Here is a 13,631-nt window from a genome sequence, read left to right as displayed (position 1 = left end):
CGTGGCGTCGGGTCCTAAACAAAGTTCCCCCTCTCCTTGTTCCGGCGGGAGGTGCCCGGCGGCTTCGCCCCGACCACCTCCCTTCGGGCGTACGGCAGGAGCCGTGGAGCGTCCGGGCAGTCTCCCGTCAGGCGGCCATCAGGGTGTTCAGGCGCTCTCGCGCGCGGCACAGGCGCGACCGGATCGTGCCGATGGAGACGTTCAGCTTCTCCGCCGCTTCCTGGTAGGGGCGGCCTTCGATGGCGACCAGCCGCACGACCTTGCGCTGGCAGGGGGTCAGGCTGTCGAAGGCCTTGTCGACGTCGCGGAACACGAGGCGGGAGAGCTGGGCGGGCTCGACCGACATGGCGTGGTCCCACAGCTCGACCTTGGTGACGTGCTTGTCGCGCTGCAGGTTGTTGAAGTGGAGGTTCTTCAGCATGGTCGTCAGCCATGCCTGCATGTTGGTGCCGGGTTCGAAGCGATGGGACCGCGACAGGGCACGCGCCAGGCAGTCCTGGGTGAGATCTTCGGCGCTCGAAGCGTCGCGGGTCAGCTTACAGGCATAGCGCTGCAGGTTGGGAATGCAGTTGACTAGTTCCATGTCGAACGAGTAAGCCATAGTACGCTCCAATGGTCTCTGTTCTGGGAGGGCGGTCCCGGGTTAGGTGCTGCGCCCTCGAACGGTCGGGAGTGGGTGTGGTCCTTGGCGGTCCGGACTGGCAGGTCCTGGAACGCCCGGTGCCTCACCGGGTCTTGGTCGGCGGAGGTGAACTTGTCCCGCATCGCGGGCAAAGCTTCGCCCTGGAGTGCCGGTGGCAGCCGGCCCTCCCCGGATCCGGCGCCGATGTCGGCGCCTTGTCGGACCCGGTCCCTATGGTTCACTTCATGAGCGGTCCATGCTGGTCACGGTCGGCTTGTCGATCCCTCGTCGCTGCGGAGCGTGCCCGGTGGCTCCAGTTCCTGGCGCCGGCCCGGTTGCTCCGGTGTTGGTGCGATTTCAACGTGGACCGTTTGCGAATGTTCCAATCGGGCGAGCCAAAGAAATTCGCGGGAGAAGTGCAAATAAGCGGTATATCGATCAGCCGCGCCCAGCTTCACCGTTTGTCCGACCATCCAAACGTCTTATGAACTCGCGAACGACAATTTTATACAATTCATCTTTTAATCTAAGATCCTCCACGCCCGTATCAATGTTCGGATTGTCATTGATCTCGATGACGAAGATGCCGCGGTCATTCTGCTTCAGATCTACTCCGTAGAGGCCATTACCGATCAGGCCTGCGGCCTTTACCGCGATCTCCACGACGGCCTTCGGCGCCTCCTCCACCAGCATGGTCTTGAAAGAGCCCTGCTCGAACCGTCCGTCGCTGTTGTGCTTGACGATCTGCCAGTGCTTCTTCGCCATCAGGTACTGGCAGACGAAGATCGGCTGCCGGTTCAGCACGCCGACCCGCCAGTCGAACTCCGTGTACATGAACTCCTGGGCGAGGATGACGTCGGACTCCTCGAAGAGGGCGGCGGCGGTCGCCTCCAGCTCTCCCCGGTTCTGCACCTTGAAGACCCCGCGCGAGAACGAGCCGTCCGGGATCTTCAGGACGATGGGGTAGGGGATGTCCTGCTCGATCGTCGCGACCTTCGCCTTGTCGAGGATGACGGTCTTCGGCGCCGGCACCTTGTTCGCCCGGAGCAGTTCGGCCAGGTAGACCTTGTTGGTGCATCTCAGGATCGAGTTGGGGTCGTCGATCACCGCCATGCCTTCCTTCTCCGCCTTCTTGGCGAAGCGGTAGGTGTGGTCGTCCAGCGACGTGGTCTCGCGGATGAAAAGCGCGTCGTACTCCGCGAGCCGCAGATAGTCCTTCTTCTCGATCGGCTCGATGGCGATGCCCAGCGCCTCCCCGGCCCTGATGAACTTCTGCAGCGTCTTGGCGCTGCTGGGCGGCAGCTCGTCCTTGGGATTGTGCAGCATCGCCATGGTGTAGCGGGGCGGCGCCTTCTCGGTCGGCTCGCGCCAGGTCGCCTTGGTATAGGCGTCGAGCGAGGCGCGGAAATGGTCCTCCTGGTCGGGCCTCAGGTCGTCGAGCGACAGGGGCTGGAGGGAATGGATGTGCCAGTCGTCCTTCAGGCGGACCTGGATCTTCAGCATGGGGCACCGGAACACGTCGAAGGCGCGCCGGGTCACGTCCTGGAACCGGCGGTCGTCGGCGCTGCCGAAGAAGCTGTAGAGCGTGAACGACGCCTCGGGCGGCTGGGCCATGCGCTTCAGGCGCCTGCGCAGCAGCTCCTCCAGTTCGGGCAGGGCATAGCGGTAGATGCTCTTCTGGCTGAGGTCCAGGATCGTCTTGACCGACGGGATGATCTTCTGCGTGCGCGCCTCGGCGAGCAGCGAGCAATAATAGCCGGCGCCCAGGTAGCTGTAGGCCCGGCTGAGGTTGACGATCTTGGGATTGCGGGTCCGGACCGCGTCCGGCCGGGCGATGTAGTCCTTGGTGGTGATGATCTCGAGATCGGTGCGGTCGAACTTGAAGTCGGAGGACCTGTCGACGATGATCAGATGGGACGACATTCAGCGTTGATCCTGGCGGGTTTGACCCCGCCCGGGTCCTTGCCGGCGGGATCGGAGGACGACCATGGCCTTGAGCTGGGCCTTGCCGTAGCGGGCCATGCGCTCGAAGTCCTTCTTGAGGATGGGCATGTTGACGCGATCCGTGTCGCTGGTGTGCTTGGCTGTTTCGACCAGGGGGTCGTGGACGTAGAAGAACCGCTCGTCGCATCCCGCGACAACGACCCAGTGGGGAAACTTCTCGTGGTAGATCCGGTAGGAGCTGATCAGCACCACCGGGATTGCTCCCGACGCCACGAGCTCGGTCAGCTCGCCGGCGCCGAAGCTGCGGTAGCCGACCGCGATGTCGGTTTCCGCGATGTCCTTCTGCATGTCCTCCTGGACGAGCCGGAGCACCTCCTTCTTTTCCTCGCTGCGCACGCTGTCCAGGAACAGCGCGCGGTCGTCGTTGAGGACCAGTTCCACGTCGAAGCCGCGCCGCCAGGCGGACAGGGCCAGCCCGTAGGGACCGCACCCGCCATGGCCCGATGTCATGAAGATGGTGGTGGATTCCCGCCAGATCCGCAGTTCCAGCGCCCTGTTCAGGTCGAGCGCGGGATCGAGCGCCTTCATCGCCATCATCAGGGCCGACGGGCCACAGGTGAAATCCAAAGTTTGTTCATAATAGGGCACCCGGATGCCGCGCGGCCCGGCTGCGTTGGTCAGCCGCTTTTCCAGCCGCAGCGCCTCCATGTGGTCGGCGTAATAATCCCGGTAGATGCCGAATTCCCGGTAACCGGCACGGCGGTAAAGCCCGATCGCCGCCTCGTTGTCGCGCCGCACCTCCAGCCTGAGATAGACGCATTCATGCTCCTTGGCCTCGCGCTCGGCCTCCGCCAGCAACCTCTGGGCTACCCCCTGCCGCCTGAAATCCGGATCGACCGCGAACGAGTAGAGCCGCGCCAGGGAAGTGCCGGCATTGAACAGCAGGAGCACGTAGCCCGCGATGCTGCGCGGCTGCGGCGGACCCTCCCCGGCGGTGCCGGCCCCGGGGGGCGCCGCATGGGTCTCGACCAGGCACACGGCGTTACCGCGCTTGAGGAGGTAATTGAAGTTGCGTCGGGTGAGGCGGTCCGACTCGAACGAGCGGTTCTCGACCTCCAAAAGCGCCGGGATATCCGAAACGGTAGCGCGTCTGATCGTATTTGCCGGCGCACTCTGGTGGATTAGTTTTGTATGCGTGGTATGGTCCAGCATCTTGCCCTACGGGATAGGCGCCGGCACGGCCGGTGACATCACATCCTACTCTCTTCACGATACCAGGGAAGATGTTGCGAATTGAACCGGGCGCCGAGATCCGGACAGCAACGCTTAGGAAGTCTTAACTAAAAAAGCGGTACACGGTTAATCATTCGCGTGGCACGAGGGGACGCGCGATCCGATTCATGAAGTTTGCAGCAGAAAGTCGCGTATCCATGGACGCTCGCTACAATCCGCGAAACCTGGAACACAGGGGCCTTGATACAGAAGCCTTCAAGAGGTCCTTCCTCGAAGGCCTGGTTTACACGGTCGGCAAGGACAGCCGTTCGGCCACTCGCCGTGACTGGTTCACCACGTCGGCGTTCGCGGTGAGGGATCGCCTTGTCGATCGCTGGATGGAGACCACGCGCAACTATTATCAGGCCGATGCCAAGCGGGTCTATTATCTCTCCCTGGAGTTCCTGATCGGCCGCCTGATGACCAACAGCCTCGCCAACCTGGGCGTGATGCAGGCGGTCGGCGAGGCGCTGGACGGCCTGGGCATGCGGCTGGACGACATCGTCGACGTCGAGCCGGACGCGGCCCTGGGCAACGGCGGCCTGGGCCGCCTCGCCGCCTGCTTCCTGGACAGCATGGCGACCCTGGGCCTGCCGGGCTACGGCTACGGCATCCGGTACGAGTTCGGCCTGTTCGAGCAGCGGTTCGAGCATGGCTGGCAGGTCGAGCACCCGGAACACTGGCTGCAGTTCGGCAATCCGTGGGAGTTCCCGCGTCCGGAAGTGCTCTATCCCGTGCAGTTCTACGGCCGGGTCGAGGAAACCCGCGACAGCATGGGCGAGCGGGCCTACAAGTGGGTCGATACCGAGCGCGTCCTGGCGATGGCGTTCGACACCCCCGTGGTCGGCTACGGCGGCAGGACCATCAACACGCTCCGCCTGTGGTCGGCGCGGGCGACCAGCGACTTCCATTTCGGCCACTTCAACGACGGCGATTACATGAAGGCCGTCGAGCAGAAGATCCTGTCCGAGAACCTGAGCCGGGTGCTGTATCCGAACGACGCGACCGATGCCGGACGCGAGCTTCGCTTCAAGCAGGAATATTTCTTCACGTCCGCCTCGCTCCAGGACATCCTGCGCCGCTACACCCAGCACCACAGCGGCTTCGACGACCTGCCCGGCAAGGCGGCGATCCAGATCAACGACACGCACCCGGCCATCGGCATCGCGGAGCTGATGCGCCTGCTGGTCGACAAGCACGCGCTCAACTGGGACCATGCCTGGGACATCACCCAGCGCACCTTCTCCTACACGAACCACACCCTGCTGCCGGAAGCCCTCGAAGCCTGGCCGGTCCGGCTGATCGAGCGGGTCCTGCCCCGGCACATGCAGATCATCTACGAGATCAACGGCCGCTTCCTGCAGAAGGTGCAGGCGCGCAAGTCCGTGGACAGCGGGACGCTGGCCCGGGTGTCGCTGATCGACGAGAACGGCGACCGCCGCGTCCGCATGGGCAACCTGGCCTTCATCGGCAGCCACAAGGTCAACGGCGTCGCCGGCCTCCATACGGAGCTGATGAAGCAGACCGTGTTCGCCGACCTCCACCGGGAGTTTCCCGACCGGATCAACAACAAGACCAACGGCATCACGCCGCGCCGCTGGCTGCACCAGTCCAACCGGCCGCTGTCCGACCTGATCACCAGCCGGATCGGCAGCGGCTGGATCCGGAACCTGGAGGAGCTGGAGGCCCTGAAGCCCCGGGCCGAGGACGAGGTGTTCCGCGAGGAGTTCCGCCGGGCGAAGCGCCAGAACAAGAAGCGCCTCGCCGCGCTGATCGGGCGGGAGCTGAACGTCGAGGTCTCGGTCGACAGCATGTTCGACGTGCAGGTCAAGCGCATCCACGAATACAAGCGCCAGCTCCTGAACGTGCTCCAGACGATCGCGCTGTACAACGACATGCGCGACAGCCAGACGGTCAACTGGGTGCCGGTGACCAAGATCTTCGCCGGCAAGGCGGCTCCGTCCTATCATATGGCGAAGCTGGTGCTGAAGCTGATCAACGACGTCGCCAAGGTGGTCAACCAGGATCCCGCCGTCCGCGGCCTGCTGAAGATCGCCCTGCTGCCGAACTACAACGTCACCCTGGCGGAGGTGATCATGCCGGCGGCCGACCTGTCGGAGCAGATCTCCACCGCCGGAATGGAGGCGTCGGGCACCGGCAACATGAAGCTGGCGCTGAACGGCGCGCTGACCATCGGCACGCTGGACGGCGCCAACGTCGAGATCCGCGAGGCCGTCGGGCCGGAAAACATCTTCATCTTCGGCCTGAACGCCGAGGAGGCCGGCTCGCTCCGCCACGGCAACTACAATCCGCGCGAGGTGATCGCGGCCAACCCGCCGCTGAAGCGGGCCCTGGACATGATCGCCAGCGGCGTCTTCTCGCCCGACGATCCGCACCGGTACCGCCCGCTGATCCAGTCCCTGACCGACGGCGGCGACCCGTTCCTGGTGACGGCCGACTTCCAGGCCTACCGGGAAGCCCACGAGGCCGCCACCGATCTGTACCGCAACCCCGACCAGTGGACCCGCAAGGCGGTCATCAACACCGCGTCCATGGGCTGGTTCTCCAGCGACCGGACCATCGGCGAGTACGCCCGGGACATCTGGAACGCGGTCCCGGTCCTGCCGGAGGAGTAATCCCCGGACGAGCATCGGCGGCGGAGGGGCGTCGGACCGCCCCTCCGCCTGCCAGCTTGCCGCAGGCGCACATATCATCGAAATCGCCTCTGGTAATTTCCGGGAAAGGTGCTATCTACAGCCCTGTTGAGTGGCTTGGGCCCCCGACGGTCGGCATGGTGCCGTATCCGCATTTCGGCCCCTCGTGCCTTGCGGATATTGTATTGCTGGACCTTCGGACGCGACTATCGCCCGATCGCCCCGCTCGCTCATTTTCCGAAAGCAGCCGCTCGTTACGCGCGACGCCCCCTGGCTCGAAAGGCCGCCGGGAGCGCCGCCTTGTCTTGTCCCACGGTGTCGGCCCATGGCCCTCGCCGCACGGACTCACGTACCGAGGATTACGTTTTTGACTATGACTTTCGCTGAACTCGACCTCCACCCGACCATTCTTCAAGCCGTCGAGGCTTCCGGCTACAACGAGCCGACTCCGATCCAGGAAAAGGCTATTCCGTTGGCGCTGGCCGGTCGGGATCTGGTCGCTTCGGCCAACACCGGAACCGGCAAGACCGCCGCCTTCGTTCTTCCGGCCCTTCAGAAGCTGAAGACTCCCCGTCCGGCCGGCAGCTTCGGACCCCGCGTCCTGGTGCTGTCGCCGACCCGCGAGCTGGCGACCCAGATCCTGGACGCCGTTCGCAAATACTCCAAGTTCGACCGCGTGCAGACCGGCGTGATCCTGGGCGGCATGCCCTACCGCGAGCAGCTCCGCATGCTGGAGCGGCGCGTGGACCTGATCGTCGCCACCCCGGGCCGTCTGATCGACCACCTGGAGCGGGGCCGCGTCAACCTGTCGGCGCTGGAACTGCTGGTGCTGGACGAGGCCGACCGCATGCTCGACATGGGCTTCATCGAGCCGGTCGAGCAGATCGCCGCCGCCTGCCCGGCGGGCCGCCAGACGCTGATGTTCACCGCGACCTGCGACGGTCCGATGGAACGGCTCGCCGCCCGTCTGCTGAAGAACCCGGAGCGGATCGACATCGCGGGCCGCAACGTGAGCCACGACACCATCGACCAGCGCCTGCTGCGGGCCGATGACCTGGGCCACAAGCACCGCCTGCTCGACCACCTCGTGTCCACCGACGAGGCCGGCAAGACGATCGTCTTCGCCGCGACCAAGCGCGATGCCGACCGCCTGGCCGACGAGCTGTGCGCCAAGGGCCATGCCGCCGGCGCCCTGCACGGCGACATGAAGCAGCACCAGCGCAACCGCACGATCGACGACCTGCGCCGGGGCCGTATCCGCCTGCTGATCGCCACCGACGTGGCGGCCCGCGGCATCGACATCTCCGACATCACGCAGGTCATCAACTTCGACCTGCCGAAGATCGCGGAGGATTACGTCCACCGCATCGGCCGTACCGGCCGGGCCGGGGCCTCCGGAACCGCCTACTCGTTCTTCACCCGGAGCGACTGGAAGCAGGTCAAGGCGATCGAGCACTTCATCGGCAAGCCGCTCGCCAACCACGTGATCCCGGGCCTGGAGCCGACCGAGCGTCCGCGTGGCGCCAATCCCGGCGGCTACAACAAGCGGCCGTACCGCGGCGGCGGCCAGGGCGCACCCGGTGGCCGCGGCGGCTTCGGCGGGCAGCGTCGGCCGGACGGCGAGCGGAGCGACCGGGGCCATGGCCATGGCGACCGGCCCCACGCCGAGCATCGCCATGCCGGCGGCGACCGTCCGCACGGCGAGCGCGGCGGCTACAATCCGGTCCGCCGCGACCGCGACCATTCGGCCGGGGGCGGCCGTCGCGGATACTCGTCGGCCAGCTAAGGCCGACGGGATCTCCGGGGTACGAAACGCCAAGGGAGGCAGCTCATGGATGACCTGCAGGATGCCGTCTCCCGGCGCCGGACGTTCGCGATCATCGCGCACCCCGACGCCGGCAAGACGACCCTGACCGAGAAGCTTCTGCTGTTCGGTGGTGCGATCCAGCTCGCCGGCGCCGTCAAGGCGCGCGGCGAGCAGCGTCGCGCCCGGTCCGATTGGATGAAGGTGGAGCGCGAGCGCGGGATCTCCGTGACCGCGTCCGTCATGAACTTCGACTATGACGACCGGACCTTCAACCTGGTGGACACGCCGGGCCACGAAGACTTCTCCGAAGACACCTACCGCACGCTGACCGCCGTCGACAGCGCCGTCATGGTGATCGATGCCGCCAAGGGCATCGAGAGCCAGACGCGCAAGCTGTTCGAAGTCTGCCGTCTGCGCGACGTGCCGATCATCACCTTCGTCAACAAGATGGACCGCGAGGCCCGTGATCCGTTCGAGCTGATCAGCGAGATCGAGGAGACGCTGGCGATCGACGTCACGCCGGCCAGTTGGCCGATCGGGTCCGGCCGGGACTTCCTCGGCTGCTACGACCTGCTCCGCGACCAGCTGATCCTGATGGACAAGCGCCAGGGCGACGTGGCCAGCCAGGGCATCAAGTGCGAAGGGCTGGACGACCCGAAGTTGGACGAGCTTCTGCCGGCCCATGCCGTCGCGACCCTCCGCGAGGAGGTCGAGATGGCGCGCGGCCTGTGCCCGGAATTCGACTTGGACTCCTACCGCGCCGGCCATCTGACGCCGGTATTCTTCGGCAGCGCCATCAATAATTTCGGCGTGCAGGAGCTGCTGAGGGGGCTGGGCGAGTTGGCGCCGCCGCCGCGCCCGCAGCCGGCCGACGGCCGCAAGGTCGAACCGATCGAGCCGAAGGTGACGGGGTTCGTGTTCAAGGTCCAGGCCAACATGGACCCCAACCACCGCGACCGCATCGCCTTCTTCCGGCTGTGCTCCGGCCATTTCCGGCGGGGCGTCAAGCTGAAGCACATGCGCTCCGGCAAGCAGCTCGCCGTCAACAACGCGGTGCTGTTCCTGGCGCGCGACCGGGAGCTGGCGGAGGACGCTTGGCCGGGCGACATCATCGGCATCCCGAACCACGGGTCGCTCCGGATCGGCGACACGCTGACCGAGGGCGAGGAGCTGCGGTTCACCGGCGTGCCGAGCTTCGCGCCGGAACTGCTGCAGCGGGTCCGCCTGGACGATCCGATGCGGGTCAAGCACCTGCGGAAGGCGCTGGAGCATTTCGCGGAGGAGGGGGCGAGCCAGGTGTTCAAGCCCCTGCTCGGCTCGGACTGGCTGGTCGGCGTGGTCGGGCAGCTCCAGTTCGAGGTGCTGGCCGCCCGGATCGAAGCCGAGTACGGCATTTCCGCCCGGTTCGAATCGGCTTCGGTCGATGCCGCCCGGTGGATCGAGTGCGAGGACCCGGTGGAGATGAAGCGCTTCGTCGACTCCAACCGCGCCAACCTCGCGGAAGATCATGATGGCGCGCTGGTCTTCCTCTCGCGCAATTCCTGGCACATGAACCGCACCCAAGAGGACTTCCCCAAGGTGCAGTTCCTGAAGACCCGCGAGCAGAACCGCATCGTCCAGCAGGCCGCCGCGCAGTGACGTCGGCGGCAGTCGCACGCAGAAGGCCACAGATACTCATCCGCAAGTATCCGTGTCCATCTGCGTTCATCTGCGGATAATAATTTCTCCTATGATCTGGGCATCTCCCGCCACGGAGCCCCGGTGAGACCTGCGAGACGATGGCCGGATCAAGTCCACGGCTGTCCGGCACGGTACTTGCTAATCAACCATTGGGAACGTTACTAACAAACGTTTTCTCCTTCAGTTCGATAGGGGTAGGGAAGGTTTTGCCTCCCCTCCCTCCGAACCGTGCGGGCGGTTTTCCCGCACACGGCTCTCCAGTCGTGGCTTTCCTCATCGGGAGTGTCTCGCTTGCCTGAGGGCTGTCGAGAGGGTGAACAGTCCCCTGGTCGCGAAGTAGGCATTGGTCCATTGCCGATGGTCTGCATAGCTTTTCCCGAAGCCTGGGCGTCGGGATTGCTTGCGCAGCATCGCCCTCAGGCGTCTGCGGATGAACTTGTCCAGTTGCGTGAAGAGGCGGGCTCGAGCATGTTTGAAGTAGCCGAACCACCCCCGCAGCACCGGATTGAGATCCGCGATGACGTGATCCAGGCTGACGCCCCGGCTGCGGCCGGTGCGGGCCCGGATCTTGTCCTTGAACGCCTTCAGGCTCTTGTCCCGCACGTATCGGCGTCCCGCCTCGAAGCGGTAGCCGAGGAAGTCGAAGCCCTGGCCGGGTTGCCGGCAGTCTCCGACGTGCGTCTTGTCGGGATGGAGCGTCAGGCCGTTGTCGGCCACCCAGGCTTGCACCCGGGCCAGGGCCGCGCGGGCCTGCGCCTCGTCCCGGCACAGGACGACGAAGTCGTCCGCGTAGCGGATCATGCGGTAGCCTTCGGCTTCCATCAGCTCGTCCAGCGGGTGCAGGTACAAGTTGCTCAGGATCGGTGAGATCACCGCCCCTTGCGGAGCTCCCGCGACCGGTGTCCATCGTGCCGTTTCCGTCATGATGTCCTGCTGGAGGAAGCTGTCGATCAACTCCAGGACGCGCCCGTCGCTGATCAGGTCGCCGAGCCGGGCCATGAGGTCCCGGCGCGGGATCGTGTCGAAGTACCGTTCCAGGTCGGCGTCCACCACCCAGGCGTATCCGTCCTTGAGCGCCCGGTCGACCGCGCGCAAGGCATCCTTGCAGCCGCGGCCGGGGCGGAAGCCGTAGCTGCCGTCCCGGAACCGGGCTTCGAGGATGGGCTCGATCGTCAGCTTGAGAGCCGTCTGGACGATCCGGTCCTTGACCGTGGGGATGCCCAGGGGGCGGGTTTTGCCGTCCCCCTTCGGGATCTCCACGCGCCGGACCGGGCTTGGCCGGTAGCTGCCGCTGTTCAGGTCCTCGTGCAATTCCCGCAGGTACCGATCCGCCTGGAGCGTGAACCGGGCGATGCTCTGCCCGTCCACGCCCGCCGCCCCCTTGTTACGCGCGACACGCCGCCACGCGCACTCCAGGGTCGCCGGCCGGATCGCTTTGTCGATCAGGCTGTACCATTTGCCTCCTTTGACGCCGTTGCCCAGCGCCGACACCATGGGGCCGGTCCAGATCGACGCTTCCACCCAGCTCCAATCCCGAGCCTGGGCTTCCGTCCCTTGTTTAGCCGTTACCGGCACTCCCGGAACTGTTCCTTGCGTCATCCCCGTCCTTCCCCGTTCCACTTCCTGCCTCCCTTCCCTCGGGCCGGTTTTGCTATCCGTCCCTCTCCGGCGCCGGCGACCGCCCTCCGGCGGTCCCGCGCCATCGCGGTAATATGAAGGCTCTGACTCCTGCCGCCGTCACCCGCGCCGGCAGGTCTCTCCGCTTACTCCGCCTTGCCGTCCCGACATTCCGCCCCCACCCACGTGGTGGTCCCGCCGGTCGCTTTCCCAGTCACCTCAGCGCCGACGGTCGGTTCCAGGCTTCGCCATGAATGAGCAGGCTCGCCGAGCCACCCCGCCGAAACGGGTTCGTCATCCTACGGACCGCCGGTTCGCCTCAGGTTGCTCCCCACCCCGCTTCGCGGCGACGCAGTTACCTTCGGCTTCGAAGTCGTGACCTCCTTCGGTGCGGACTTGCACCACACTGACAAAACGTCCTCACGGACGCACTCATCCGCGGGCGTGACCCGCGGATCTCAAGGCACGGAGGCGCCGATGCTTCTCGTAAAAGATGGCCGGATCAAGTCCGGCCATGACGAAAATGGAGTAACTTTACCTGAGACTAACCTTTTCGCAGCGCAAGCAATCGTCGTGCCGGACAGCCGTGGATCAAGTCCGGCCATGACGAAAATGGAATAATTCTACCTGAGACTAACCCTTTCGCAGTGCAGGCAATCACCGTGCCGGACAGCCGTGGATCAAGTCCGGCCATGACGAAAAAGCGTTGTTTCCGACTGCTGCCGGCACCCTTTGAGGAAACGGCCCGAGCCGGATCTGTGCCCATCGCCGTCATCTGTGGCAAAAACAGCCCGCACCACGGTTCAGGCCGGCTCCAACTCCTCGCGGGTGACCGGGGCGGCTTCCTCCCCGGTACAGATGCAGTCCTTGCCGGCCTGCTTGGCCACATACATGCGGTGGTCGGCGATCTCCACCAGCCGGGTCGAGCTTTCCGGCGCCTCCGCGATGGCCTCGGCGATGCCGATGCTGGCGGTCTGCGGCTTGCCGTCGGGCCGTACCCCCAGCCCGTCGGCGCGCAGGCGCCGGATCGCCGTCAGCGCGCCCGGCGTGTCGGTGTCGGGCATGACGATCAGGAATTCCTCCCCGCCCCAGCGGATGACCAGGTCGCCCTGGCGCAGCCCCTTCAGCAGGGACTGGGCCGCATCGCGCAGCACGCGGTCGCCCTCCTCGTGGCCGAAGCGGTCGTTCACCTTCTTGAAATCGTCCAGGTCGACGAAGACCAGGGACAGCGGGCGCTTGTTCCGCCGGGCGTTGCCGAACTGAAGGTTCAGCATCTCCTCCCCGATCCGCCGGGCATAGGCGCCGGTCAGCTTGTCGTGGGAGGACTGGTTGACCAGCGCCATCAGGAAATGGAGCTGGCTCATCGCCGCCAGCGTCGCGACGGAGGACAGCAGCAGCAGGAGCCACATGGCCCCGAGATAGGAGTTGAACGGGAAGATCGCCGACCCGTAGACGCCGGCGGTCAAATGGGCCAGCAGCAGCGGCGTCGCGAACACGATCCCTTCCAGCGCCGTGATGGGAAAGACGCTGAGGCCGGCGCACATCACGAAGGGCAGGAAGGCGTAGCCGGCGGCTATCGCGGCCGCGGGACTGTCGGGATCGAACTGGTTGACCATCGGATGCGACGCGATGAAGAAGAGCGTCGGCACCGACAGGAGCCATGCCAGCGCGGCCCAGGCCTGCTTCATCCCCTCGCCGCCGCGGTAGTAAAGCGCCAGCGCACCGAAGGCAATGCTCGCCGCGATCCTCAGCGCCGCCAGATATCCCCATTCGGGCCAGGCGAACAGGTACATGTCGATGGCGATCCAGAGCGGCGTCAGGATCGAGAAGACGCCGGCGACGATCCGGGCCCGGGAAACGATCAGGGCGGCCCGCCGCCGCTGTATCACCGGCGAGTGACCCCTGGGCTGGATCAGGTCATGGACCTGCGCCAGCGAGAGATCGCCGTCGATGTTCGCCAACGTTTTGTCAGCTACACGAATCAATATGTTTGAAAGCGTTTGTTTCACGCCTTTTCCCGCAAGGCTTTAATCTA

General features: G+C 65.5%; 8 protein-coding genes. 3 read left to right on the top strand and 5 right to left on the bottom strand.

The genetic code is table 11. The features are described from left to right. Nucleotides 1–127: 127 nt before the first annotated feature. The 3 genes from IGS68_RS16510 to IGS68_RS16500 all read right to left on the bottom strand — a co-directional run bounded on the left by IGS68_RS16510 (nt 128) and on the right by IGS68_RS16500 (nt 3,685). Nucleotides 128–601, bottom strand: a complete 474-nt coding sequence (locus IGS68_RS16510; protein WP_201071278.1) for a sigma-70 family RNA polymerase sigma factor — start codon at nt 599–601, stop codon at nt 128–130. Between the two features lie 459 nt (nt 602–1,060). Next, the gene (locus IGS68_RS16505) at nt 1,061–2,545 is read right to left on the bottom strand and encodes a RimK family protein (protein ID WP_201071276.1); all 1,485 of its coding nucleotides are present in this window, start codon (nt 2,543–2,545) and stop codon (nt 1,061–1,063) included. After that, complete coding sequence (locus IGS68_RS16500) at nt 2,546–3,685, bottom strand: GNAT family N-acetyltransferase/peptidase C39 family protein (RefSeq protein ID WP_247880924.1); 1,140 nt, start codon at nt 3,683–3,685, stop codon at nt 2,546–2,548. A 311-nt stretch (nt 3,686–3,996) separates the two neighbouring features. Between IGS68_RS16500 and IGS68_RS16495 the strand changes: the two genes are divergently transcribed. From IGS68_RS16495 to IGS68_RS16485, 3 genes are all read left to right on the top strand, one after another. Further along, the gene (locus IGS68_RS16495) at nt 3,997–6,474 is read left to right on the top strand and encodes a glycogen/starch/alpha-glucan phosphorylase (protein ID WP_201071272.1); all 2,478 of its coding nucleotides are present in this window, start codon (nt 3,997–3,999) and stop codon (nt 6,472–6,474) included. Between the two features lie 391 nt (nt 6,475–6,865). Beyond that, complete coding sequence (locus IGS68_RS16490) at nt 6,866–8,278, top strand: DEAD/DEAH box helicase (RefSeq protein ID WP_201071270.1); 1,413 nt, start codon at nt 6,866–6,868, stop codon at nt 8,276–8,278. Between the two features lie 45 nt (nt 8,279–8,323). Beyond that, on the top strand, nt 8,324–9,937 hold the full coding sequence (locus IGS68_RS16485) for a peptide chain release factor 3 (RefSeq protein WP_201071269.1): 1,614 nt from the start codon (nt 8,324–8,326) through the stop codon (nt 9,935–9,937). Nucleotides 9,938–10,252: 315 nt separating this feature from the next. Here IGS68_RS16485 and ltrA read toward each other — a convergent pair whose 3' ends face one another. Together ltrA and IGS68_RS16475 are read right to left on the bottom strand one after the other, a co-directional pair. After that, nucleotides 10,253–11,500 (bottom strand): group II intron reverse transcriptase/maturase, encoded by a 1,248-nt coding sequence (gene ltrA, locus IGS68_RS16480; RefSeq protein ID WP_201071267.1) that lies wholly within the window; start codon nt 11,498–11,500, stop codon nt 10,253–10,255. 899 nt (nt 11,501–12,399) lie between these two features. After that, nucleotides 12,400–13,557, bottom strand: coding sequence for a GGDEF domain-containing protein (locus IGS68_RS16475; RefSeq protein WP_247880923.1), 1,158 nt, complete (start codon nt 13,555–13,557; stop codon nt 12,400–12,402). Between the last annotated feature and the right edge of the window lie 74 nt (nt 13,558–13,631).

This window comes from Skermanella sp. TT6, from assembly GCF_016653635.2.
GTDB classification, from domain to species: Bacteria; Pseudomonadota; Alphaproteobacteria; order Azospirillales; family Azospirillaceae; genus Skermanella; species Skermanella cutis.
Note: the sequence above shows the minus strand (reverse complement) of the source record. Positions and strands in the feature narration are given on the sequence as shown.

Excerpts from the sequence above, each read along its gene's own strand:
- IGS68_RS16510 (WP_201071278.1), bottom strand. The coding sequence starts at position 601 with ATGGCTTACTCGTTCGACATGGAACTAGTCAACTGCATTCCCAACCTG.
- IGS68_RS16505 (WP_201071276.1), bottom strand. The coding sequence starts at position 2,545 with ATGTCGTCCCATCTGATCATCGTCGACAGGTCCTCCGACTTCAAGTTC.
- IGS68_RS16495 (WP_201071272.1), top strand. The coding sequence starts at position 3,997 with ATGGACGCTCGCTACAATCCGCGAAACCTGGAACACAGGGGCCTTGAT.
- IGS68_RS16490 (WP_201071270.1), top strand. The coding sequence starts at position 6,866 with ATGACTTTCGCTGAACTCGACCTCCACCCGACCATTCTTCAAGCCGTC.
- IGS68_RS16485 (WP_201071269.1), top strand. The coding sequence starts at position 8,324 with ATGGATGACCTGCAGGATGCCGTCTCCCGGCGCCGGACGTTCGCGATC.